This window comes from Streptomyces angustmyceticus (assembly GCF_019933235.1).
Classification (GTDB): domain Bacteria; phylum Actinomycetota; class Actinomycetes; order Streptomycetales; family Streptomycetaceae; genus Streptomyces; species Streptomyces angustmyceticus.
The window spans coordinates 4,347,851-4,372,500 of sequence record NZ_CP082945.1 but is presented as its reverse complement, the minus strand read 5'-3'; the positions used below and the strand labels follow the sequence as shown (position 1 = coordinate 4,372,500).

Annotated in this window: 15 protein-coding genes (1 of these 15 cut by a window edge); 8 read left to right on the top strand and 7 right to left on the bottom strand. The window is 74.8% G+C overall.

All coding sequences use genetic code 11. The features are described 5' to 3' along the window. Window positions 1-257, bottom strand: the 5' end (the start) of a protein-coding gene (locus K7396_RS19590) for a MarR family winged helix-turn-helix transcriptional regulator (RefSeq protein WP_152104820.1). It extends 304 nt beyond the left edge of the window; only the first 257 of its 561 coding nucleotides appear in the window; it begins with the start codon at window positions 255-257; the stop codon falls past the left edge of the window. A gap of 189 nt (window positions 258-446) precedes the next feature. On the opposite strand from K7396_RS19590, the gene K7396_RS19585 reads away from it, so the two are divergent. Then, window positions 447-1,745, top strand: a complete 1,299-nt coding sequence (locus tag K7396_RS19585) for an MFS transporter (protein WP_152104831.1) — start codon at window positions 447-449, stop codon at window positions 1,743-1,745. 86 nt (window positions 1,746-1,831) lie between these two features. Here the strand turns inward: K7396_RS19585 and K7396_RS19580 are convergent, their stop codons facing one another. After that, on the bottom strand, window positions 1,832-3,640 hold the full coding sequence (locus K7396_RS19580; protein WP_152104819.1) for an ATP-binding SpoIIE family protein phosphatase: 1,809 nt from the start codon (window positions 3,638-3,640) through the stop codon (window positions 1,832-1,834). Window positions 3,641-3,946: 306 nt separating this feature from the next. Beyond that, the gene (locus tag K7396_RS19575; protein ID WP_086721314.1) at window positions 3,947-5,326 is read right to left on the bottom strand and encodes an NAD(P)/FAD-dependent oxidoreductase; all 1,380 of its coding nucleotides are present in this window, start codon (window positions 5,324-5,326) and stop codon (window positions 3,947-3,949) included. 446 nt (window positions 5,327-5,772) lie between these two features. On the opposite strand from K7396_RS19575, the gene K7396_RS19570 reads away from it, so the two are divergent. Together K7396_RS19570 and K7396_RS19565 are read left to right on the top strand one after the other, a co-directional pair. Continuing rightward, window positions 5,773-6,678: a TetR/AcrR family transcriptional regulator gene (locus K7396_RS19570; RefSeq protein ID WP_174886959.1), complete on the top strand. Its 906-nt coding sequence runs from the start codon at window positions 5,773-5,775 to the stop codon at window positions 6,676-6,678. Window positions 6,679-7,189: 511 nt separating this feature from the next. Beyond that, window positions 7,190-9,241 (top strand): sigma-70 family RNA polymerase sigma factor, encoded by a 2,052-nt coding sequence (locus K7396_RS19565; RefSeq protein WP_152104818.1) that lies wholly within the window; start codon window positions 7,190-7,192, stop codon window positions 9,239-9,241. Between the two features lie 180 nt (window positions 9,242-9,421). Here K7396_RS19565 and K7396_RS19560 read toward each other — a convergent pair whose 3' ends face one another. After that, entirely contained in the window at window positions 9,422-13,084 is a 3,663-nt protein-coding gene (locus tag K7396_RS19560) for an AfsR/SARP family transcriptional regulator (protein WP_170314294.1), read from the bottom strand. Window positions 13,085-13,414: 330 nt separating this feature from the next. Next, on the bottom strand, window positions 13,415-15,499 hold the full coding sequence (locus tag K7396_RS19555; protein ID WP_152104816.1) for an asparagine synthase-related protein: 2,085 nt from the start codon (window positions 15,497-15,499) through the stop codon (window positions 13,415-13,417). An 814-nt stretch (window positions 15,500-16,313) separates the two neighbouring features. Here K7396_RS19555 and K7396_RS19550 point away from each other — a divergent pair. The 5 genes from K7396_RS19550 (at window position 16,314) to K7396_RS19530 (ending at window position 22,423) form a co-directional block, all read left to right on the top strand. Next, window positions 16,314-17,762 carry an MFS transporter gene (locus K7396_RS19550; protein WP_086721072.1) on the top strand — a complete coding sequence of 483 codons (1,449 nt, stop codon included), beginning with the start codon at window positions 16,314-16,316 and terminating at the stop codon, window positions 17,760-17,762. Between the two features lie 374 nt (window positions 17,763-18,136). Further along, window positions 18,137-19,348 carry an L-2-hydroxyglutarate oxidase gene (gene lhgO, locus K7396_RS19545; RefSeq protein ID WP_152104815.1) on the top strand — a complete coding sequence of 404 codons (1,212 nt, stop codon included), beginning with the start codon at window positions 18,137-18,139 and terminating at the stop codon, window positions 19,346-19,348. Window positions 19,349-19,676: 328 nt separating this feature from the next. Then, window positions 19,677-20,609, top strand: coding sequence for a tRNA (guanosine(46)-N7)-methyltransferase TrmB (gene trmB / locus K7396_RS19540; protein ID WP_152104814.1), 933 nt, complete (start codon window positions 19,677-19,679; stop codon window positions 20,607-20,609). A 28-nt stretch (window positions 20,610-20,637) separates the two neighbouring features. Further along, window positions 20,638-21,900, top strand: coding sequence for a PrsW family intramembrane metalloprotease (locus K7396_RS19535; protein WP_223660107.1), 1,263 nt, complete (start codon window positions 20,638-20,640; stop codon window positions 21,898-21,900). 220 nt (window positions 21,901-22,120) lie between these two features. After that, window positions 22,121-22,423 (top strand): hypothetical protein, encoded by a 303-nt coding sequence (locus K7396_RS19530; RefSeq protein WP_152104813.1) that lies wholly within the window; start codon window positions 22,121-22,123, stop codon window positions 22,421-22,423. 74 nt (window positions 22,424-22,497) lie between these two features. On the opposite strand, the gene K7396_RS19525 is transcribed toward K7396_RS19530, so the two are convergent. Beyond that, window positions 22,498-23,454, bottom strand: a complete 957-nt coding sequence (locus tag K7396_RS19525) for an aldo/keto reductase (protein ID WP_086721902.1) — start codon at window positions 23,452-23,454, stop codon at window positions 22,498-22,500. A gap of 74 nt (window positions 23,455-23,528) precedes the next feature. Continuing rightward, window positions 23,529-24,641, bottom strand: coding sequence for a M23 family metallopeptidase (locus K7396_RS19520; RefSeq protein ID WP_086721903.1), 1,113 nt, complete (start codon window positions 24,639-24,641; stop codon window positions 23,529-23,531). Between the last annotated feature and the right edge of the window lie 9 nt (window positions 24,642-24,650).

Sequence of the window (24,650 nt, the reverse complement as noted above, 5' to 3'; positions counted from 1 at the left end):
AGTTCGCCGGGGCCCAGCTCGTAGGGGGCTCCGGAGACCACGAGGGCTTTGAGGACCTCCCACTCGGCATTGCTCAGTCCGAGGGTGGCGGTCTGCCGCCCGTAGGCGACGTTCATCCGTCGGTTGAGGCGCTGGAGAGCGGAGACGACCTGCTCCACCTGGGGGTCGAGGTCCTGGAATTCGCGCTGGTAGGCGGCGATCTGTTCCTCGAGGCTCGGCTCGGCCGCGCCGGCGGCCGCATCTGAGGGCTCAGGCATGCGGCGCAGTATGACATGGAAGTCATTGGCGTTGAAGTTCTTCGGCATGTACTCTTTAACTTCGAACTTTAGAGTTGAAGTCTTCAGGGTGAGACTGTCCGGTCCCGGACGGATCTTGCCCTGGTGTCTGTGCCGGCTCTCCCGGTTCGTCTCCGTATCCGCTAGATGACCTGACCTAGGTAGGTGAGTGTGACCACCGCGATGGGCGCCGCGTTGCGCCGGATCCAGCTCGGGAACGCGCTGAGTGCGTTCGGGAGCGGCTTCACCGTTCCGTATCTGTACGTCTATGTGGCGAAGGTGCGGGATCTCGGCGCGAGCACCGCGGGTGCGGTGCTCGCCATGCTGGCGGTGGCCGCGCTGGTCGTCCTGCCGCTCACCGGTCGTGCCATCGACCGGCGCGGGCCCCTTCCGGTGGCCGTCGTCGGTTCGGTCTCCGCCGCCATCGGGTCCCTGGGCATTGGGCTGTCGTCCACCGAGCCGCTGGTCATCGCGGCGGCCATCGCCCTGGGTGCCGGTATCGCGGTGATCCAGCCGGCCCTCGCGACGATGATCGTGTGGTGCTCGACGACGCTGACCAGGTCACGGGCGTTCGCCACCCAGTTCTTCCTGAACAACCTGGGGCTGGGCGTCGGCGGGCTGGTCGGCGGCCTGCTGGTCGACGAGTCGCACGCGTCGAGCTTTGTGCGGCTGTTCGGGATCGAGGCCGCGATGTTCCTGGTGCTCGGCGCGGCGGTGGCGACCGTACGGCTGCCGCGGGCGCCGAAGGTCGAGGACGCGGTGCCGACCGAGGAGCGGGCCAAGGGTGCCTGGCGGGCGATGTTCGCCGACCGGCGGATGGTGTGGCTGTGCGTCCTGGGGTTCGTGCTGTTCTTCGCCTGCTACGGGCAGTTCGAGTCCGGGCTGGCGGCCTACGCGACCGAGGTCACCCGGATACCGCCGGCCAGCCTGGGCATCGCGCTGGCGGCCAACACGGCGGCGATCGTGGCGGCGCAGTTCGTGGTGCTCAAGCTGGTCGAGCGCCGGCGGCGCAGCCGGGTGATGGCGCTGGTCGGGATGGTCTGGACGGTGGCGTGGATAGCCGCCGGGCTGTCCGGGCTGGTGCACGGCGCGCAGGTGGTGGCCACGACGCTGCTGATCTCGACGTACGCCCTGTTCGGTATCGGTGAGTCGATGCTGTCGCCGACGGTGGCTCCGCTGGTGGCCGATCTGGCGCCGGCTTCCCTGATCGGGCAGTACAACTCGGCGTTCGCCCTGGTCAAGCAGCTGGCACTGGCGGTCGGTCCGGCCGTGGGCGCGCTGATGGTGGGGCATGGGATGTACGTGGCGTACATCGGGATGCTCGTGGTGTGCGCGCTGGGGATCACGGCGTTGTCGCTGTGGCTGGGGCGGATGCTGCGTCCGGCGCAGGACAATCCGCACCGCGCGGTGGCGTCGCTGCCCGCGGCGCGAGTGCCGGCCGAGGCCGAAGCCGTGGCCTGCAGCGCCTGAGCCCCGCGCCCGGTCCGTGGAGAAGAGGACCACTCGCTCCGGTGTGCCGCCGGCCCCGTCCGATGGGACGGGCCGGCGGCACACCGCTATCCGCGGGGCAGCGCGAATTCGCACCAGACGGCCTTGCCGCCGCCCGGGGTGCGCCGCGACCCCCAGGAGGAGGCGATGGTGGCGATGATGGAGATGCCCCGGCCCGCCTCGTCGACGGGCTCGGCGCGGCGGCGGCGCGGGAGGTGGTCGTCGCCGTCGGTGACCTCGACGATCAGCCGGCGGTCCGTACGGCGCAAGCGCAGCCTCATGGGCGGGGTGCCGTGCTGGAGGGAGTTGGCGACCAGCTCGCTGGCGGCCAGCACGCCGAGGTCGTGCAGCTCGGTCGGGAAGCGCCAGGAGGCGAGGACCCCGGAGGCGAAGGCGCGGGCGCGCGGGGCCGCTTCGGTGCCGCCGTGGAGTTCGAGGGCGGCGTTGTGGAACAGCTCCGCGTCGTGGCCGGTCCGTTCGGGGTGCTGCAGGACCAGGATGGCGACGTCGTCGTCGTGGCTGGCGGTGATGCCCAGCGAGCGCAGCAGGCGGTCGCAGACGATGTCCGGTGCGCCGGCGGCACCGGCGAAGGCGCGCTCCAGCGCCTCGACGCCGTGGTCGATGTCCTTGTCGCGGCGCTCGACCAGGCCGTCGGTGTAGAGGACGGCGCTGCTGCCGGGGCCCAGGGGGACGGAGCCGGAGGTGTGCAGCCAGCCGCCGGTGCCCAGGGGCGGTCCGGTCGGCTCGGCGGCGCGGCGGACCGTGCCGTCCGCGTCGCGTACGAGAATGGGCAGATGGCCGGCCGAGGCGTAGACCAGCCGGCCCTCGTTCGGGTCGTGGACGGCGTAGACGCAGGTGGCGATCTGGCTGGCGTCGATCTCGGCGGCCAGGCCGTCCAGGAGCTGCAGGACCTCGTGGGGCGGGAGGTCGAGGCGGGCGTAGGCGCGGACCGCGGTGCGCAGCTGGCCCATGACGGCGGCGGCTCGCACCCCGCGGCCCATGACGTCGCCGATGACCAGGGCGGTACGGCCGGCGCCGAGGGTGATGACGTCGTACCAGTCGCCGCCGACCGCGGCGTCCGTGCCGCCGGGCTGGTAGGTGGCGGCGACGCGGAGGTCGTCGGGCTGCTCCAGTTCCTGGGGCAGCAGGGAGCGTTGGAGGGTGACCGCGGCCTCGCGCTGGCGGGACTCGCTGGCGCGCAGCCGCTCGGCGGACTCGATCTGGTCGGTGACCTCGGCGCCGAAGACCAGGACGCCCTTGTGCGGGGCGACGCAGGCGACCTCGGGGTCGGGGGCCGGGCCGCTGGCGGCGACCTCGATCGGGGTGCAGGTGAAGGTGTAGTAGCCGTCGCGGGAGCGGTCGCCGCCCGCACCGCCGGGCACCTTGCGGGACTTGACGGTCCGCGGTCTGCCGCTGCGCAGGACCTGGTCCATCAGGGGGAGCAGGCCGAGGGTGTCGAGCTCCGGAAGGGCCTCGCGGGCGGTGTGGCCGGCCGGGCGGGGGCCGAAGACGCCGGCGTAGGCGCCGTTGACGTAGGCGAGGCGGTGCTCGGGGCCGTAGACCACGGCGACGAGGGCGGGGATGGTGCCGAGGATGTCGTGGACGGAGAGGGCGTCGACCGTGGGCGGCAGGGCCGCGGGGGCGGTGTCCCGGGAGGGCGCCGGTTCCGCGTGTTCGGCGCGGGCCGCGGGGACCGAGCCCGTGGTCGCGCCGGACGGGGCGGCGGGGGTCCCGTCGGCCGTCGCGGGTACGGCGGACGGGGCCGGGGCCGCGGCGGACGGGGTGCCGGTCCCGGGGCGGGGTGCGGCGCGGTCGGACCGGGCGGCGGCTCGCCGTTGGGTGCCGGGGAACTTGGCGCTCCAGCGCGTGAAGATCACGGAGGGGTACCTCTTACTTCGCGTCGCGCGGGATCGGGCCGTCGGCATGGCGGAACCTCCCGGCCGGCGGCCGGGCAAGGGTCGGCTGGGGACGCTCTCGGCGCCCTCGTGCTGAATACAGCAAACGTCCAGAATCCTCGTGATTGTCACTCTTTGCAGATACGAGCCCACCCATGGTCACACGTCCAGTGTGACCGACCGGACGGACATCCGTCAGACGTCGGGGCGCCGGCGTGGAGTTCCGGCCTCCGGAAATTCCGGCGCTCCCGGGGCTGACGAAACGTCACCTCTTCGGGGTACGGCGCGTCAACTGGCCTCGTTGTGACGTCCGGTCCCCGCCGCGAGCTCGAACTCCGCGCGCGGGTTCTCCAGCGAGCCGAGCGAGACGATCTCGCGTTTGAACAGGCCGGCCAGCGTCCATTCGGCGAGCACCCGCGCCTTGCGGTTGAAGGTCGGGATCCGGCTGAGGTGGTAGGCGCGGTGCATGAACCACGCCGGGTAGCCCTTCAGCTTGCGCCCGTAGACGTGCGCGACGCCCTTGTGCAGGCCGAGCGAGGCGACCGAGCCGACGTACTTGTGCGCGTAGTCCCGGACCGGGCCGCCGCGCACCGCCGCCGCGATGTTCTCGGCGAGCACCTTGGACTGGCGGACGGCGTGCTGCGCGTTGGGGGCGCACAGGGCGCGTGGCTCGTCGGGCCCCGCGGGCGCCGGCGCCGTCAGGTCGGGGACCGCGGCCGCGTCACCGGCCGACCAGGCGTGGTCGACGCCGTCGACCTGGAGCGCGGGGGTGCACTGGAGGCGGCCGTGGGCGTTCAGCGGCAGTTTGGTCGCGGCCAGGATGGGGTGCGGTTTGACGCCCGCGGTCCACACCAGGGTCCGGGTCGGGAAGCGGGAGCCGTCGCTGAGCCGGGCGACCCGCTTCTCGCAGGACTCCAGCCGGGTCTCCATCCGTACGTCGATGTTGCGGGCCCGCAGCTCACGGACGGCGTAACGGCCCATGTCGGGGCCCACTTCGGGCAGGATGCGGCCGGTCGCCTCGACCAGGATCCACTTCATGTCCTCGGGCTGGATGTTGTGGTAGTAGCGGACCGCGTAACGGGCCATGTCCTCCAGTTCGGCCAGCGCCTCGACTCCCGCGTAGCCGCCGCCGACGAAGACGAAGGTGAGCGCGGCGTCGCGGACCGCCGGGTCGCGGGTGGAGGAGGCGATGTCGAGCTGGGCGAGGACGTGGTTGCGCAGGCCGATGGCCTCCTCGACCGTCTTGAAACCGATGCCTACGTCGGCCAGGCCCGGGACGGGCAGGGTGCGCGAGACCGAGCCGGGCGCCAGGACCAGTTCGTCGTACTCCACCTCGATGGCGCCGTTGCCGGTCTCCTCCGCGGCCAGGGTGGTGATGGTGGCCCGGCGGTCGCCGTGGTCGACGGCGGTGACCTCGCCGATGACGACCTTGCACCGCGGCAGCACCCGGCGCAGCGGTACGACGACATGGCGCGGGGAGATCGAACCGGCCGCGGCCTCGGGCAGGAAGGGCTGGTAGGTCATGTACGGCTCGGGGTCGACCACCATGATCTCGACGGTGCCCTGTTGCAGCTCCTGCTTCAGTTTCCGTTGCAGCCGCAGGGCGGTGTACATCCCCACGTAGCCGCCGCCGACAACGAGAATGCGCGTCACGTCGTTCGAAGACACAGTCTTCACAGAGGTTCTCCTCGCGGTGTCGACCAGGCCCCGGGCGGCACCGATCCGGAGGGCGGCCGGCGGCGCGGCCACCATCGGGAGCTGCACCCCCGGGAAAGCACAGCACTGTTCCATGACGCACCGCCGGAGCGCCTTTGTCCACAGGCCCGTCGAAATGTATGACCGGCCGCGACCTTGGGGACGGAACGGCGTGTTCCGCGCGCGGAGGCGCAGCTTCCCTGGTCAGAGGGGGGATGACGGCAAAAGCGCCGGGGTGCAATCCTGGTGGATCGGCCCCCTTGGTCCGATCGGGGGGCGCATTGCGCGGAACGCCCCCTTCATTCTTGACCCGGGCTCAACTATGTTCGTACCTCGTTGGGGTGCACCCTGTCATCGGTACGCCCTGACTGTCAGGGCGGGGAGTCTCCGGGGGGAGACGACATTACCGGGGGATCACTATGCATATTCAGGGCTCTCATTGGCCGACCACCGTCGCGATGGCACAGGCCTCCGACGGCGCCGGGAGCGACAAGGAGCACGGCAGAACCAACGGCGCCCACCACGGCAAGGGCAACGGCGCCGCGGTGAGCAACGGTGCCCGGACGGGGACGGGCGGCCGCAGCACGCCGCTGCGGGTGGACGCCCAGCGCAATCTGGAACATGTGCTGCGCGCCGCGCGCGAGGTGTTCGGCGAGCTGGGGTACGGCGCGCCCATGGAGGACGTGGCCCGGCGGGCCCGGGTCGGCGTCGGCACGGTCTACCGCCGGTTCCCGAGCAAGGACGTGCTGGTCCGCCGCATAGCCGAGGAGGAGACCTCACGGCTGACGGACCAGGCGCGTACGGCGCTGGGGCAGGAGGACGACGCCTGGTCGGCGCTGTCCCGCTTCCTGCGGACGTCGGTCGCCTCGGGTGCCGGACGGCTGCTGCCGCCGGGCATCCTGCGGGCGAGCGCGGACACCGACCGGTCCGCGGAGCAGGCGTCGGAGGGCGCGGACGGGCCCCGGGTGCCGGACGGGCTGAGCGAGGCGCGGGTGCCGCAGCAGCGGATGGCGCCCGGCACGGACGGGGTCCCGGTCGATCTCCGGCTGGTCGCCCCGCGCGAGACCCCGGAGGGCGAGCCGGCCGGGGCGGCGCAGGCCGACGAGGAGATGGCCGGTGCCGGCGCGCTGCTGGAGGTCGTCGGGCGGCTCGTGGAGCGCGCCAAGACGGCGGGTGAGCTGCGCGCCGATGTGACGGTCGCCGACATCCTGTTAGTGATCGCCACGGGCGCGCCGACGCTGCCCGATCCCGGCCACCAGCAGGCCGCCTCCGCGCGGCTGCTGGAAATCCTGCTGGAAGGGCTGCGGTCGCGGCCCGTCGGATGAGTTCCACGGCCGGCCCCGCCTCAGGGTGGACCCGATCGCGGGGTCTGCCCCTGGGGCGGGGCCGGCCGGCACGACGGTGTGGTCGGGGAGGCGCGGGCCTCGTGTGTCCTTCGGGGCGGGTACGGGGCCGTGGAGTCAGTGTCGCCCGTGTGGGGGTCGCTGAGGATGTGGCTCGTACGGGGCTGTGGAGGCCCCTGGCTCGTGCGGGGCTGCGGAGAGTGCTCGTCCGGGGTCGCTGAGGCCGTGGCTCGTGTGGGGCTGCGGAGCGTGTGGCGCGTTGGTCGCCGTCGGTCGGCGCCCGGGAGTGCCGCTGGCGACCCCTGCGGTGCGTACGGTCCGCTGAGACCGTGGCCCGTTTGCACGGGATGGCCCGGACGGGTGCATGCCCGTACGGGTGTCCGTGGAGGCACCCCGGATGAGTGGATGGCGGTCAGGACCCCCGGCCGCGGGGGCGTGGTGTGGCACGCTGGCGCGGTATTCCGGTGTGACGGCGGCTTCGGGGGCCTCGAAGATGGGTGTTGACGGGCGGGACGGGCGGCGCGACGGCGAGGCCGGAGTGGACGAGGCCGGGGCCGGAGGGACGCCGTCCGGACAGATTCCCGGTCAGGCCGGGCCGTTGAAGCCGGACACGGCCGGCGGGCCGGGCGAGCGGCACGACCGCGCCCGCCACCGGGCGGACGAGGGACCCAGCGTGCCGCCGCAGCGCGACCGTTCCCGCCGGGCGGGCCCGGCCGCCGCTCCCGCGGACGGCGGACTTCCGCCGTCCGATGCCCAGTTGCTCGCCGATCTGCGCGCCGGGGACGACGGCGCGTACGAGGAGCTGTACCGCCGGCACGCCGAGGCGGTCCGGCGCTACGCCCGGAACTGCTGCCGGGACGTGCACACCGCGGAGGATCTGACCGGTGAGGTCTTCGCGCGCACCCTGCAGGCGGTGCGCGGCGGCGCGGGCCCCGAGTCCGCGGTGCGCGCGTATCTGCTGACGACCGTGCGCCGGGTCGCCGCCTCCTGGGCGAAGACGGCGCGCCGGGAGCAACTGGTCGAGGACTTCGCGGTGTTCGCGGTGACCGCGACCGCCGCGCCGGGCGAGAAGGCGACCCTGGACCTGGGCGCGGAGGTGCGCGCCCTGCACGAGGCCGAGCAGTCGATGGCCGTGCAGGCGTTCCGCAGCCTGCCCGAGCGCTACCAGACGGTGCTGTGGCACACGACCGTCGAGGACGAGTCGCCCAGCGAGGTCGCGCCGCTGCTCGGGCTGACCGCGAACGCCACGGCCGTCCTGGCGCACCGGGCCCGGGAGGGCCTGCGGCAGGCGTACCTGCAGGCGCACGTCAGCCAGTCGCTGACGACCGGCGGCGACTGCGCGCGGTACGCGGACCGGCTCGGCGCCTACGCGCGCGGCGGCTTGCGGACGCGGGCCGAGCGGGGGCTGCGCAAGCATCTGGACGAATGCGCCCGGTGCCGGCTGGCCGCGCTGGAGGTCGAGGACGTCAATCAGCGGATCGGGGCGCTGCTGCCGGTCGCGGTCATCGGCTGGCTGGCCGCCGGGTACGCCGTCAAGGCGGCGGCCGCCGCGGTGGGTGTCGCGGGGGCGGGTGCGGCGGCCGGTGCCGGTGCGGCGACGGCCGCGGGCGCCGGTGGTCAGGGCGCGGCGGCGGCCGCGGGCGGTGCGGGTTCCGGTGCGGCGGGAGGTGCCGGTGGTGCCGGTGGTGCCGCTGTGGGCAAGGGGCTGGGCACGGCGGTGAAGGTCGGTCTCGGCGTGGGGACGACGGTGGTGGCGGGCGCGGCTTTGGCGCTGGCGCTGACCGGCTCCCCGAAGCCGTCGACGCAGCCGCGGGCCGGATCGGCGCAGCCGGCCCCGGCCGCGCCGCACCGGCCGGCGCCCTCGCGGCCGGCGCTGCCGCCGGCGGCGGGCGCGGCACCGGCCCCGGAGCGGAGCGCGCAGCGGAGTCCGCGCCCGAAGCCGAAGCCGGAACCTACGGCGCGTACGCAGGGGCCGGAGCCGACGGCCGCCCCGTCGCGCACGCCGCAGCGGCCCGCGCCCCGCCCGGCGCCGCCGTCGGCCCCGGCCCCCGAGCCCGCGCCGCCCCGGCCCTCGCCGAAGCCACCGAAGCCGAAGCCGCCGCTGCCCGCCACGACCGTGTACCGGCTCAACGCGCTCGACCGCGACTTCACCGGCGACGGCAGGGCACCGGAGGTGCGCACCGCCGCGAGCAGCTGGATGTGGCAGCGGCGGTCACCGAAGATCGCCGGCACCCGGTACCCGCACGGCGTGAGCGTGCACGCGCGGTCCTCGGTGACCATCGACCTCAACCGCCGGTGCACCGCGTTCGACGCCGTGGCGGGCATCGACGATCTCAGCCTGGGGCTGGGGGCGCTGCGTTTCTCCGTCTACGCGGACGGGGTGCGGCAGTGGCGGTCGGCGGTGGTGCACGGCGGGCATCCGGCGGTGCCGGTGCATGTACCGCTGGCGGGCCACCGGACGCTGCGGCTGGTGACGGAGTCGGCGTCGCCCTTCAACGTGGTGGCGCTGGGGGACTGGGCGCGGTCGACGATCAGCTGTCGCTGAGGGAGCGGGGCGGCTGGGGCTGGGGGCGTTGGGCGGGATGGCTCAGGGGTGCGGGGCCGGGCTGCCGACTTCGGGGGCGGACCGGCCGTCGGCTCCGGGGGAGGGGCGGCATCTCCGGCTTGGGGGCGTTGGGCCGGGCCGTCGGCTCCGGCTTCGGGGCATTGGGCCGGGCCGTCGGCCTCAAGGTGCCGGAGTCAGGAGGGCTAAGGCCGCGGCCGGGGTGAGGCGGGTGCCTTCGGCGTGCAGGGTCTCGTACCGGTGGCCTCGGGGTATGCCGCCCCGTTCTCCGGCGCGGCCGTCGGCATGCCCCCGGTCGTATGCGCCGGCGGGGCCGATGCCGTACGCGCGGCCCTGCCCGGCCCCGGATGCGTCGTCGCCAGTGCCGTCATGTCCGCCGTCGCCCCTGCCGTCGTGGTCACCCTCGTGTCGGTGGTCTTCGCCGCCCGCGCCCGCGTCGTCCAGCACGGCGCGCAGAGTGGCCGCCGTGTGCCGTACGTCCTCCTGCTCGGGGACGGTCCGGGGCAGGTCGCCGCGCCAGGCGTCGGCGGCGCCCAGCAGCCGGGCGGCGGCGTCGGGGCGGCCGGCGCGCCGCAGTGCCGGTGCCGCGGATTCCACGGCGGCGGCCAGCACCGGTGGGGTGCAGTTCAGCGTCAGCCCGAAGCTCAGCGCCTGATGGCACCGGCTCAGTGCTTCCGTCAGCTCGCCCGTCTCCGCCGCCAGCCGGCCCGCGAACGCGTCGAGCACCACCGCGAAATACGGCGGCGGAGTGCCCAGAGCGGCGGCCTGGCGCGCCGCCTCGCACGCCTCGCGCGCCGCTTCGGGCCTCCCGTGCCACAGCGCGATCCGGGCGCGCAGCAGGTGGTTGAAGGCCTGCGGGTCCTGTACGCCCCACTCGACGGCCTGTTCGTCCGCCCGTATCAGCGCCTTCTCGGCACCGTCCACATCACCGGCGGCGAAGTGGAGCTCGGCCAGCCGGGACAGCAGGAACGGCCCCTCCGAGTGCGCACCCAGCTCGCAGGTCAGCGCGAGCGCCTCCTCGTAGGCCGTACGCGCCTCGTCGTAGCGGCCGCGGAGCTGGCGTATCTGGCCCGTGGCGGAGGCGACCTGGGCGAGCATCCAGCGGTCGCCGACCCGCCGGGCCAGCGCGGCCAGCTCCGGCTCGTCCGCCTCTGCCGACTCCAGGCCGCCGGGCAGATCGAACGCGAGATGCGTACGGAACATCAGGGAGACGCCCAGCTCCCAACTGCCGCCCAGCGCGCGGGTGGTGGCGACGGCACCGTCCATGAGCGAGAGGATCTCGTCGTAGCTGCCGAGGAAGAACGCGGTGAACGGCCACAGCAGGCCGGGGAAACGGGCGCTGCGCGGATGCGGGTCGCGGTAGGCGGTCAGCAGCCGGTCGATCAGGGCGCGGTTCTGCGGGATGTCGGCGTGGCGGTCGAGGCGCTGGTCCTGGAGGAGGAAGAGGCGCAGCAGCCGGAGTTCCATCTGCGCCCAGAACACCGGGTCAGTGTCGGCGAGGTGCTCGGGGGCGGGGTGGAGGGCCGCGGTCCGGTCCACCCAGGAGGCGCCCTCCTCCCGGTAGTTGCGCAGCCACCAGAACCAGCCCATGGCCAGCACCACCCGCTGTGCGGTGTCCACGTCCCGGCCGGTGACCGCGCGGTGCAGCACGGCCCGTACGTTGTCCACCTCGGCCTCGGTACGCGCCAGCCACGGCAGCTGCTCGGCGGAGCGCAGCCGCGGCTCGGCGTCCGTGACGAAGTCCAGGAAGTGCCGGGTGTGCCGCGCGAGGGTGCGCTCGTGCTCCTCGGGGCGGCCGGCGGCCCGCTCCCTGGCGTAGGCGTGGATGGTCTCCAGCATCCGGTAGCGGGGCTCGGCGCCCCGGTGGTCGACGACCAGCAGCGACTTGTCCACCAGCGCCCCGAGCAGGCCGAGCACGTCCTCGGCCGGCTCGCCGCAGACCGCCTCGGCCGCCGGGAGGGTGCAGCCGCCGGCGAACACCGACAGCCGGCGCAGCAGTGCGCGCTCGGGCTCGTCGAGCAGTTCCCAGGACCAGTCGACGACCGCGCGCAGCGTCTGCTGGCGCGGCAGCGCGGTCCGGCTGCCGCTGGTCAGCAGCCGGAAACGGTCGTCGAGCCGGCCGGCGATCTGGCGCGGGGAGAGCAGCCGCAGGCGGGCCGCGGCCAGCTCGATGGCGAGCGGCAGGCCGTCCAGTCTGCGGCAGATCTCGTCGACCGCCGCGGGGTCGTCAGCGGCCCGGAATTCCGGCCGTACTGCCACCGCCCGCTCGGTGAACAGCTGGTGCGCGGGGGCCGGCGGCAGCGGCTCCAACGGGCGGACGGTCTCGCCGGGGACGCCCAGCGGCTCCCGGCTCGTGGCCACCACGGTCAGCCCCGGGCAGTGCCGCAGCAGCAGATCGGCGAGGGCGGCGGCGGCGCCCACGACGTGCTCGCAGTTGTCGAGGACGAGCAGCAGCCGGCGCGACGCGCAGTGGTCGATGATCCGGGCCGCCGGGTCGGCGTGTTCGGCGGCCCGGCGGGCCTCCATGGCGGGCGAGAAGACGGTGGTGTCCCGTCGCCCGAGTGCGGACAGTACGGCTCCCGGCACCGCCTCCGGGGAGTCCAGCGGCGCGAGTTCGGTGACCCAGACGCCGTCGGGGTGTTCCGCGGCGAGCGAGCCCGCCAGTTGCTCCGCGAGCCGGGTCTTGCCGGAGCCGCCCGCTCCGGTGAGCGTGACGAGCCGGGTCCGGCGGGAGCGCAGGACGTTCTGGAGGGAGGTGAGTTCGGCCTCGCGTCCGACGAAGGAGTTGAGCCGGGCCCGGAGATTGCCGTTGCGGAGCGTCGCGTCCGGGGGTGTCGCCCCTGAGGGGGCCACGTCCGGGGAGGCCGTCCCCGGGGGCGCGGTATACGGGGCCGCCGTCGGGCCGGGCGGCGCATTCGGAGCCGTCGTCGCTGCGGGCGTCACGTCCGGAGCCGCTGTCCCCGGGGCCGTCGCTCCCGGAGGCAACGCTCCCGGGGCCATTACCTCCGATGCCGCCGGCTCGCCTGCCGTCGTATCCGAGCCCGTCGCCTCCGGGCCCGTCGCCTCCGGGCCCGTCACATCCGGGCCCGTCACATCCGGCCCTGGACTCTGGGCCAGCAACTGGGCGTGCAGCGCGCGCAGTTCGGGACCGGGGTCGGCACCGAGCCGGTCCGCGAGCTGCTGCCGGGTCTGCTCGTACACGGCCAGCGCGGCGGCGCCCCGGCCCGCGCCGTGCAGCGCCCGCATCAACTGGGCGCGGAACGGCTCGTCCAGGGGATGGTCCGCGGTGAGCTGCCGCAGCTCGGGCAGCAGCTCCTCGGCGCGGCCGAGCGCCAGGTCCGCGTCGATCCGGCCGTGCAGCGCCGCCAGCCGTAACGCCTCGGGGCCATGGGCGGCCCCCGCCCCGCCGGGCAGGTCCCTCAGCACCGGCCCGCGCCACAGCGCGAGTCCCGTGCGCAAGGTCTCGGCCGCGGCGGCCGCGTCCCCCTCCTGCAAGCTGCACGTGCCGGCGTCGACCAGCCGCTCGAACCGCAGCAGATCGACCTCGTCCGGCTCCGTGACCAGCCGATACGCTCCGGGCAGCGACTCCACCGCGCCCTTGCCCAGCGTCCGCCGCAGCCGCCCCACCAGCGCCTGCAGCGCACCCGGCGCGTCCTGCGGCGGCGCGTCGGCCCACACCTCGTCGATCAGCGTCCGCACGGTCACCGGCCGCCCGCCCCGCAGGGCCAGCGCGGCCACCAGCGCCCGCACCCGCGCCCCGCCCAGCGGTACCGGCTGCCCCTGCGCGTCCAGGACCTCCGTCGCACCCAGAATCCGGAATCTCACCCGGCCATTGTCCCGACGCACACCGCTCCCCCGCTTTTTATCCACAGCCCGGCTCGACCCGGCTTTTCGTTGTCCACAGACCCGCGCGGGCCGGCCCTCAGTTGCCCACAGTCCAGCGCGAACCGGCCCTTCGCCGCCCACAGCCCCCGCTCGGACCGGGCCCTCGTTCCCCACAGCCCCCACGCACAAGCGGCTCCCGCGCGCCACTCCCCCGCTCCCCGCCCGCGCCGAGGCGACCGCCGCCCCACGGACGGCCACCTACCGGCACCCGCCCAGCGCCCGCACCTCAACGTCACATCAACGTCGCCCCACGACAGCGACGCCCCGCCCTCACGCCAGCCGCGCGCGGGGCACCACGCCGCCCGCGACCGCCTTCTGGCGCGGCGCGCCCGCCCCCGTCCAGCACGTTCCCCGCCGCGTCACCAGCCGCCGCAGCCACAGCTCCGTGGAGACCAGCTCGGCCAGCCCGTCCAACGGGAGCGCCGCGCCCTCCGCCGCCGACCGCAGTGCCTTGCGGACCACCCGCGCCTCCACCAGGCCGGCGTCGGCCAGCAGCGGCGCGTCGAAGAGCCCCACCAGCTCACCGACGGCGCCGCGCAGCCCGGCGCGCACCGCGGCCACGTGGGTGAGCTGCGAGGTGGCGCCCCAGCCGGGCGGCAGATCCCGTACGCCGGCCCCGGCCAGTACGGAGCGCAGCACGGCGGCCCGCGCCCCGGGCTGCACCCGCAGGGTGTCCGGCAGGGCGCGGCAGGCGAGCACCACCTGGTTGTCGAGGAACGGGGCGTGTAGCCGCTGGTTGCGGACCTCGGCCGCCTGCTCGAAGACGCGGTGGTCGGCGGCCTGGCGGGCGAGGGCGGCGCGGGCCCGCCGCTCCCCGGGGCGGCCGGCGGCGGGCGAGCGGTGGGCCGCGTCGCCGAGCCGAACCGATACTTCTGCCAGCGCCTCCCCCGTGAGCCAGCGCGCCGCGGGCCCCGGCCCGCACCAGGCGAGCGCGGCCAGCGAGGCGTCCACGGCCCCGCCCGCCACCGGCTCGTCGGCGAACCGCCGCTCCAGGAGGCGCCGCGCCGTTTCGGCGAGGCCGTCCGGGTACGGCGTACGGGCGAGCCTGCGGGCGGCCCGGTAGACGGTGAACGGGACGAGGACGGACTGGGCGAGGGGGCCGTCGGCCCTGGCCAGCGCGGTGACCGGGCGCAGCAGATGCCGCCGGCGGCGGTCCATGAGCAGGTCGGCGAGGCGGGCCGGGTGGGCGTCGAGGACCTGGCGCGCGCCGTGTCCGACGAAGTGGTCCGCGCTGCCGGCCAGCAGGCGCCGGCGGTGGCGGCCGGCGGTGGTGAGGGAGGGGCCCGGCTCGTCCGTGAGCGGGCCGGTGCCGAGGTCCGTATACGGGAGGGCCTCTTCGCCGGCCGCGACGACGACATGGTGCAGCCGCGGGTTGTCGGCCAGGGTGCGGGCGCGCTCCAACTCGGCGTCGCGGTAGGCCCGTCCGCCGCCCGTGGCGCGGTCGTTGAAGGTGACCGCCAGGAGGCGTTCGCCCTGGCCGCCCAGCCGTCCGGGCCGCCCGGGCAGTCCGGCGGCCAGCAGGGCGAGGGTCGCGGAGGCGCTGCCTCCGGAGAGGTCGGCGCCGATGCCGGGGGCCGGCGCCCCGCGCGCCGCGCGCCGTTCGGCGGGCCCCATGCCGGGCACCGGGCCGGGGTCGAGGCCGTCGTACCCGTCCGGATCGGGGGCGTGCCGGGGTACGGCCAGCCGGGCGCGGACCGCCTCGACCAGCGCGTCGCGGACACCGTCCACGGCTTGTTCCGGGGCGAGTTGGGGCGCGGCGACGGCGAGCGAGGCGGTCGGCTCGTAGGAGGTGATGTCGCTGGCGCCGCCGCGCAGCACCAGGGCGTGGCCGGGCGGGATCCGGCGGACGCCTTCGTAGGGCGTGCCGGCGCCGAGCGCCTCGGGGATGTCCGGGCAGGCCAGCAGCGCGGCCAGGTGGCCGATGTCGAGAGCGGCCTCGACGAGGTCGGCGAGCGGGAGGGCGGCGGTGGCGTAGGCGGTGCCGCCGGCCCAGGGGGTGTGGAAGACGGGGCGGGCGCCGGCCAGGTCGCCGGTGACGGTGATCCGCCGCCCCACCTGGACGACGGCGGTGTAGCTGCCGGGCCAGGCGGTCAGGTGGCGCAGCGCGCCCCCGCGCGCCGCGAACAGCCCTACTTTCAGCTGGTCGTTGGTGGCGCCGCAGACACCGAAGACGGCGAGCCGGGTCTCGGGGTCGGCCTGGACGACGCGGACCTCGTCCGGCCGCCAGTCGCCGACCGCCCAGAGGGGGTCCGGGTCGCCCCAGAGGAGCTGGGCGCCCACCGGGAGGACCGCGCGGGGGTCCTCACCGGCCACCGGCCCCGTGGCGGCACTGCTCCACCCCACCAACCAGCGCATGCCGCCTCCACCCGAGTTCCCCGTGCGCCGGGGCCAACGGCCGCCCCGTACAGCGGATGCCCGGCCGTCACCGGGCTGTTGTGGCGACCATGCTGCCATGACAGGGGCGCACAGGAGGCGCAGAAGCGGGCCCGTATACATGTCGTGCGCGGCGCGTACGCCCGCTCGGGGCCACCCGCGAGCCCGGGCGGGGGGCGTCGTGGTCCCCGGCGGGCGGGTCGCCGAGGTGCGGAGCGGACGAGGCGCGGAGCGTCGGCGGGACGGCCGGGCGGGCCGTCCCGCGGCGGGCCCCGCACCGGGCGCGGGCGCTCCGCCGCTTCGCCCCCGGGAGGCCCCCCGTGTGGCCCCCCGGGCGACCCCCGAGCGGGCGGCGGCGTGAAATCATCACCCGTCGATTTTCGGCCAAAGTCCTTTCCCCACAGCCCAGTTGACGTATGCGGGCATGGCGTCAACTGGTGCCACGGCCGGCCGGAGGCCGTGCGCGCGACGGTCCGGGAAGCGGGCTGCGCCCCCCGGACCGGACCGTCACCCGCGGGGAATGAAGGTGACGGTATCCCCCAGCCCACTGGATCCAGTACAGCGGGCCGACCCACGCAGAAGACATGGAAGCGCTCCCGATAACGGGCGGCCAGCGCGCACGGACGGGCGCACGGGCACACGTACCCGGAGCACATGCCAATTCCCGTACCCCTGTTTGAACACGAATCTCGCCATCCGGGATACCGGCCCTTAACGGTCGGGATCCGGCGAACTACTCTGGGTGGACGCATGCCCCGGGGTAGCGGGGCGGCCGTCGCTGTGTCGAGGGGTGCGCATGTCCAGGGATATACGCGGGCCGAACGAAAAGCTCGGCACCGTTCTCGCCCTCGCGGGTATCAGCAATGCCGGACTGGCACGCCGGGTCAACGACCTCGGTGCGCAGCGCGGACTGACGCTTCGCTATGACAAGACGTCGGTGGCGCGGTGGGTCTCCAAGGGCATGGTGCCGCAGGGCGCCGCGCCCCATCTGATCGCCTCCGCGATCGGCAGCAAGCTCGGCCGGCCGGTCCCGCTGCACGAGATCGGGCTGGCCGACGCGGACCCGGCGCCCGAGGTCGGCCTGGCGTTCCCCCGCGATGTGGGTGCCGCGGTGCGCTCCGCGACCGAGTTGTACCGCCTCGATCTGGCCGGACGGCGGGCGGGCGGCGGTGGCATCTGGCAGAGCCTGGCCGGATCCTTCGCCGTCACCGCGTACGCCACCCCCGCCTCCCGTTGGCTGATATCCCCGGCCGACAGCTCGGTGGCGCGCGAGGCCGCCGAGGCCCGCGACAAGGACGCCGCGGCGGCCGGCGACGGCGGCATTCCGCAGCACGTCGGGCACAGCGACGTCAGCAAGCTGCGCGAGGCGGCGGTGGACGCGCGCCGCTGGGACTCCAAGTACGGCGGCGGCGACTGGCGTTCGTCCATGGTGCCGGAGTGCCTCCGGGTGGACGCCGCCCCGTTGCTCCTCGCCTCCTACAGCGACGAGGTGGGCCGGGCGCTCTTCGGGGCGACCTCCGAACTCACCCGGCTCGCGGGGTGGATGGCCTTCGACACGGGCCAGCAGGAGGCGGCGCAGCGGTATTACATCCAGGCGCTGCGGCTCGCCCGGGCCGCCGCCGACGTCCCGTTGGGCGGCTATGTCCTCGCCTCGATGTCCCTCCAGGCGACCTACCGGGGCTTCGCCGACGAGGGCGTCGACCTCGCCCAGGCCGCCCTGGAGCGCAACCGCGGCCTGGCGACGGCCCGCACGATGAGCTTCTTCCGCCTGGTGGAGGCGCGGGCGCAGGCCAAGGCCGGGGAGGCGCGCGCCTGCGAGGTGGCGCTGAAGGCGTCCGAGGGCTGGCTGGAGCGCTCCCGCGGCGGCGACCCCGACCCCTCCTGGCTGGACTTCTACTCGTACGAGCGCTTCGCCGCCGACGCCGCCGAGTGCTACCGCGATCTGCGGCTGCCCCGCCAGGTCCGCCGCTTCACCGAGCAGGCGCTCTCCCGGCCCACCGAGGAGTTCGTCCGCTCGCACGGTCTGCGCCTCGTCGTCTCCGCGGTCGCCGAACTGGAGTCCGGCAATCTGGACGCGGCCTGCGCGGCGGGCACCCGCGCGGTCGAGGTGGCCGGCCGGATCTCCTCCGCCCGCACCACCGAGTACGTCCGTGACCTGCTGCACCGCCTGGAGCCGTACGGCGACGAACCCCGGGTGGTCGAGCTGCGGGAGCGGGCGAGACCGCTGCTGGCGGCGCCGGCTTAGAGGCGGGTGTGGGGGTGGGGCGTGCGGACGGGCCGTTCGGGCGGGCGGTACGGAGGCGCGGTACGGACGGGCGGTCTCGACGTGTCGCCTGCGGACGGGCCGGGTGGACGTGTCGCCTACGAGCGGGGCGCATACGGACGGGCGTACGGGCGGGTCGCATACGGGGCGGAGCGTCCGGGCAGACCGTGCGTGCGGGAGCGTCTCGGCGCACCGCCCGCCGGCGGGCCGCCCTGCGGGAGACCGCCGTGCCGGCCTCCCTGGCCTGTCCGATCGGCATTGTCAGTGCCGGCCGTCATGATGGGATACGTCGTCGGCGATGATGCGCGGGTCCGCGGCGACGGGCGGGCCTGCGGTCATGCGGTTGGGGAGGTGCAGTGGCGGCGTACGACTGCGATGTGCTGGTGATCGGTGCCGGCATCGTCGGACTGTCTACGGCTTACGCGATCACGCGTGCCGCGCCCGGCACGCGCGTCGTGGTCCTGGAGAAGGAGTCCGGTCCGGCCCGTCATCAGACCGGCCGCAACAGCGGTGTGATCCACAGCGGCATCTACTACCCACCCGGCTCGCTCAAGGCCCGCTTCGCCCTCCAGGGCTCGGCGGAGATGGTGAAATTCTGCACCGAGCACGATATTCCGCATGAGGTCACCGGCAAGCTGATCGTCGCCACGGACCGCAGCGAGCTGCCGCGGCTGCACGGCCTGATCCAGCGCGGCCGCGAACACGGCCTCCCGGTGCGCGAGCTGGGCCCCGCCCAGATAGCCGAGTACGAACCCGAGGTGCGCGGCCTGGCCGCCATCCACGTCGGCACGACCGGCGTCTGCGACTTCGGCGCCGTCGCCCGCCGCTTCGCCCGGCTCGCCGAGGACGCCGGCACCCGGATCGTCTACGGCACCGAGGTCACCACCATCGGCCGCCGCCCCGGCCGGGTGGCGGTCCGCAGCGCCGACGGCACGGTCCACCGCGCCCGCGCCCTGGTCAACTGCGCCGGCCTGCACTGCGACCGGATCGCCCGGCTGGCCGGCGACGCCCCGGGCATGCGGATCGTCCCGTTCCGCGGCGAGTACTTCACCCTCGCCCCGGAGCGCGCCGCACTCGTCCGCGGCCTGGTCTACCCCGTCCCCGACCCGGCCTTCCCCTTCCTCGGCGTACATCTGACCCGCGGCATCGACGGCGCCGTGCACATCGGCCCGAACGCCGTCCCCGCCCTGGCCCGCGAGGGCTACGACTGGCGCACGATCCGCCCCGCCGAGCTGGCCGGCACCCTCGCCTACCCCGGCTCCTGGCGGATAGCCCGCCGCCACTGGCGCTACGGCGCCGGCGAACTCCACCGCTCCCTGTCCCGGCACGCCTTCGCCGACGCGGTCCGCCGCCTGCTCCCGGCCGCCCGCGAGGAGGACCTGCTCCCGTCCCCGGCCGGCGTCCGCGCCCAGGCCGTCCTCCCCGACGGCACCCTCGTCGACGACTTCCTCTTCGCCCAGTCCCCCGGCATGATCCACGTCCTCAACGCCCCGTCCCCGGCCGCGACGGCTTCCCTGCCCATCGGGCGGGAGGTGGCACGACGCGTGCTGGGGCTGGTGGGGGACTGAGGGAGGGGAACCTAACCGGCGGGCTGGGTAGGGGGAGCCCGCCTGGTCGGTTGCTCGGGCGGGGTACAGCCGCTGGGGCCGGGAGGCCGACCGCGGGCCCGTCCCGCCCCGGCGCTGCCTGCCCGACCGGCTGGGCACGGAGAACCCGCCCGGTCCGCCGGGTGCAGCCACGGAAACCGGGAGGCCGCCCGCCGCTCCGTCCCGGCTCTTCCCGCGCCGGAGCCCGACCCCGGCTCCGTGCCCGCCCCCGGGGCGCTAACCGCTGCCCCCGGCGCTCAGCCGCCGCCCCGGCCCCTCCGCCGCCCGCCATCCGTAGAATCAACTCACTGTGTCCGAGAATCCCGCCACCCCCGCCACCGACGCCACCGACGCCACCGACGCGAACGCACCGGAAGCCGGCGCTCCGGAAGCCGGTACCCAGGGCTCACCTGCCCGGGAAGCCGCCTCCCAGGGAGCCGCGTCCCGCGCAGCCGACGAGCCGGCACCCCGCACCCTCGGGGCCACGGCCGTCTCGGCGGCCACCCCCCGCCGCGGCGAGCCCATGTTCCCCGACGGGACCGGCCCCGCCGCCGACCCCGCGGGCTCGCATCACGAGCGTCGGATCCGGTCGTTCCAGCCGCGCCGCAGCCGGGTCTCGCCCAGCCAGGCGGACGCCCTGCGCCGCCTGTGGCCCACCTGGGGGCTGGACATCGACGGGCTCTCCCGGATCGACCTCGACGCGTTCTTCGACGGGCTGCCGGTCGTGCTGGAGATCGGCTTCGGCATGGGCGAGGCGACGGCGCAGATGGCCGCCGCCGACCCGGGCACCGGCATCCTCGGCTGCGACGTCCACACCCCCGGGCAGGGCAACCTGCTCGGTCTCGCGGAGCGGAACGGCCTGTCCAACATCCGGGTGGCCAACGGCGACGCGATCATCCTGCTGCGCGAGATGCTGGCCCCCGCCTCCCTCGCCGGCCTGCGCGTCTACTTCCCCGACCCCTGGCCGAAGAAGCGCCACCACAAGCGCCGCCTCATCCAGCCGGAGTTCCTCGCGCTGGCGACCACCCGGCTCGCACCCGGGGCCCTCGTCCACTGCGCGACCGACTGGGAGCCGTACGCCGAGCAGATGCTCGAGGTCCTCTCCGCCGAGCCGACGCTGGAGAACCTCCACTCCGGCTATGCGCCGCGTCCGGACTTCCGCCCGCTCACCAAGTTCGAGGGACAGGGCCTGGACAAGGGGCATGTCGTGCACGACCTCCTCTTCCGCCGCCGCGACGCGTAGGGCGACCGCCGCTCGTTAGGGTCGACGGGTGTACCCGCCCCAGCCGCCGCGCCCGCCGTCCGCGCCCGTCCCGCCCCCGTACACATCCCACCCGCATGCGGAGGCGGCCGCACGCCGCCACCGCTGGGCGCCCTGGCACAGCACCACCCTCCGCGCCGTCGCCCTGGTCTCGATGTTCGCGCTCTCCGGCGTGATCATCGTCGGCATGGTCCGCCAGGAGACCGGCACCGAAGGCTTCCTGGTGGGCCTGGGCCTGGCCGTCTTCCCCGTACCGCTCCTGGTCGCGGCGTTCTGCTGGCTCGACCGCATCGCGCCCGAGCCCTGGCGCAACCTCGCGTTCGCCTTCGCCTGGGGCACCTGTGCCGCCACCTTGGTGGCGCTCCTCGCCAACGGCTTCGCGACCGACTGGCTGGCCGCCAACATCGCCTCGACGTCCGCCTCCGAGGCCGAGGCCTGGGGCGCCACGGTCATCGCCCCGGTCGTCGAGGAGGTGGTCAAGTCCGCCGCCGTCCTCCTCCTCTACCGCTTCCGCCGCAGCGACTTCGACGGCATCACGGACGGCATCGTCATCGCCGGGATCACCGCCACCGGCTTCGCCTTCACCGAGAACATCCTCTACCTGGGCAACGCCTTCGGCGAGGACCAGTCGATGGGCCACTCCGGCCTGGACTCCCTCACCGCCGGCACCTTCTTCCTCCGCATCATCGTCTCCCCCTTCGCCCACCCGCTCTTCACGATCCTCACGGGCCTCGCCTTCGGCATCGCCGCCACCCGCTACCCGCGCCGCCGCGGCGCCCGCATCGCGCTCGCCCTCCTCGGCCTGCTCACCTCGGTCCTCCTGCACGCCATCTGGAACGGTGCCTCCGCCCTCGGCGACCTCGGCTTCCTCACCGTCTACGGCCTCTTCATGGTCCCCGTCCTCCTCGCCCTCACCTGGCTGGCCATCTGGGCCCGCAACCAGGAACTGCTCTCCCTGCGCGGCTACCTCGCCCCCTACATCACCGCCGGCTGGCTCGCCCCCACCGAACCCGCCGCCCTCTCCTCCCTCAAAACCCGCGCCCTGGCCCGCGACCTGGCCCACGACACCCAGGGCCCCGCCGCCGCCCGCGCCGTCACCGAATACACCACCATCGCCACCACCCTCTCCTTCCACCGCCGCCGAGCCCACCTCCTGGGCCCCTCCCCCGACTTCTTCACCCGCGAACAGCACTTGCTGGAGCATCTGCGGTACTACCAGGGGTGCGGACGGACGGCGTTGCTGGACGCGTGGATCGCCCAGGGTCGGCCATGAGACCCGCCGACGACGCCGGGCACGGACCCTGCCTGCTCGAGGCGCTACCGGCCTGACGGGGGGCGCACTCGTGGGCTCAACTCGTCGCTGCGCTCCGCGAGTCCACCGCACCGTCGGCACCCGCGTCCGGCGTGCCGACGGTGCGGCGTAGGGTCGGAAAGAAGAGATGTGTCCTGTTCGTTCTCGGAAGGGCGCAGAAGTGCGGAGAAGGGTGAGTGTGATGGCGGGGATTCCCACGGCGGCGGTGGCCGCCACCGGCCTCCTAGGCGGCTACGCCACCGCCCGCTGGACCAAGAAGCGGCCGGTCGGTGGGGTGGTGCTGGCTGTGGCCGGGGTGGTGGCGGCCAGGGAGTGGCGGCGGAAGGCGGGGAACGCGACGGCGGGGGCGCTGGGTGGGGCGTATGTGGTGGCGTTTGCCGGGTCGCATCCGTTGGCCGGGAAGATCGGGGCGTGGCCCTCGGTGTGCGCGGTGGCGGGTGGGATGGCGCTCGCCTCGTGGGTGGCGGTGGATCGCCGGAAGTAGGGCGGGGGCGGAGAGCAGATACGAAGAGGGGAGGGGCGGGCCGGCGAGGCCACGCCCCTCACCTGTCTCGTGGTTCAGGCCGACGCCTCCGTGAGGATGGTCAGTTCGGCGTCGCTGAGGGTCAGGTCGGTCATGGCGAGGAGGGCCGGGAGCTGGGCCACGGTGCGGGCGCTGGCGATGGGGGCCGCGACGGTGGGCTGGGCGGCGAGCCAGGCGAGGGCGACGGTGGCGGGTTCGACCTGGTGGGTGGTGGCGACGGTGTCGAGGGCCTGCAGGACGCGGAGGCCGCGGTCGGTGGCCAGGTGCTTGGCGGCCGCGCCGGAGCGGGCGCTGTCGGTGGGCGTGTCCGGGCGGTACTTGCCGGTCAGGAAGCCGGAGGCGAGGGCGTAGTACGGGACGGCGGCGACGCCGTGGCGGGCGGCGACGTCGGCGAGTTCGCCCTCGTAGGTGTCGCGGGAGACCAGGTTGTAGTGCGGCTGGAGGGCGACATAGCGGGCCAGGCCCTCGCGGGCGGAGAAGTCCAGTGACTCCTCCAGGCGCTTCGCCGAGATGTTGGACGCCGCGATCTCGCGGACCTTGCCGGCCCGGACGAGGTCGTCGAGGGCGGTGAGGAACTCCCCGACCTCGACCGACTCGTCGTCGTAGTGGGTGTAGTAGAGGTCGATGTAGTCGGTGCGCAGACGGGCGAGGGAGAGGTCGACCGCGGACTTGATGGTGGCGGCGGACAGGCCCTTGAGGTCCGGGTGGGCGCCGACCTTCGTGGCGATGACGACCTCGGAGCGATTGCCGCGGGCGGCCATCCAGTTGCCGAGGACCGTCTCGGACTCGCCGCCCTTGTTGCCGGGGACCCAGGCCGAGTAGACGTCGGCGGTGTCGACGAAGTTGCCGCCGCCGGCCGTGTAGGCGTCGAGCACGGCGAAGGACTCGGCTTCGTCGGCCGTCCAGCCGAAGACGTTGCCGCCGAGGGACAGCGGGGAGACGGAGAGCGAGCCGAGGGCCCGGCGGCTGTGCGGAGTGTGTGTCGCGGTCATGCGTGGCGGCAGCGCCGGGGGCAGCGGATTTATTCCCTCCGCTCTCGCCCCCGGCGTCAACTCCCGTCAGGCGTTCACACGTTGATGCCGTGGTCGCGCAGCCAGGGCATGGGGTCGATCGGGTCGCCGGCGCCGGGGCGCACCTCCAGGTGGAGGTGCGGCCCGGTGACGTTGCCGGTGGCGCCGACGCGGCCGATGACATCGCCCGTGCCGACCTTGCCGGACGTCTTCACCATCGAGGACAGGTGGCAGAACCAGAGCTCGGTGCCGTCGTCGAGCGTGAGCACGATGCGGTAGCCGTACGAGCCGGCCCAGCCGGCCTGGGTGATGGTGCCGGAGTGCACGGCCTTGACGGGAGTGCCGGTCGGTGCGGCGAAGTCCTGTCCGGTGTGGTCCGCGGCCCAGCGGTCGCCGGCCTGGCCGAAGCTCGCGGTGAGGGTGAACGACGAGACGGGGGCCATGAAGTTCTTCGCCAGCTCGGCGAGGCGGGCGGCCTCCGCCTTCTTCCGGGCGGCTTCCTCGGCCTCGCGCTTGGCCTCCATCTCGGCCGCCTTCTTGGCTGCGGCGGCCTTCTCGGCCGACTTCTGGTGGGCGGCGGCGTCCTTCTCGGCGGCCTTGAGGGCGGCGTGTTCGGCGGACTCGCGGGCCTCCTGGTCGGCGGCGTCCTTCTGCGCGTCGGCCTGCTGGAGGATGCGGCTGCGCAGCGCCTCGCCGGCGTCCGCGCCGGAGCCCGTGCGGGCGGCCCGGGTGAGAGGCCCGGCGGCCGACGCGTCCGTGCCGGCGTCCCCGGCCGCCGCGGAGTCGGAGTCCGTGTCCGATATGAGGTCGCCGACGCCGGGGAGGGACGCGGCGTCCGGCAGTGTGCCGGCGAGGTCGTCGGCCATCCCGCCGACGTCGGGCATCGAGATCGGCACCGGCGGACGGCCCTCGGCCGACGCCATGCCGCCGGCCCCGACCGCGGCGATGACGCCGACGCCCAGGACCGTGCCGCCGCGGCTGAGTCCGCCGCCGCGCTGCTTGGCCACCCGGTGCTTGCCGCGGACCGGACGGACGGAATCCTCGGTGGGATTCCACTCCTCCCACGGCCCGTCGTTGCCGCCCTCCGCCCCGCCGGGGCCGGGGAAGGCACCCCGGTCGTCGAGCTCGTAGGCGGACGGACCCTCGGGGGCAGGACTGTTGGACGCCACGGAGGCGCT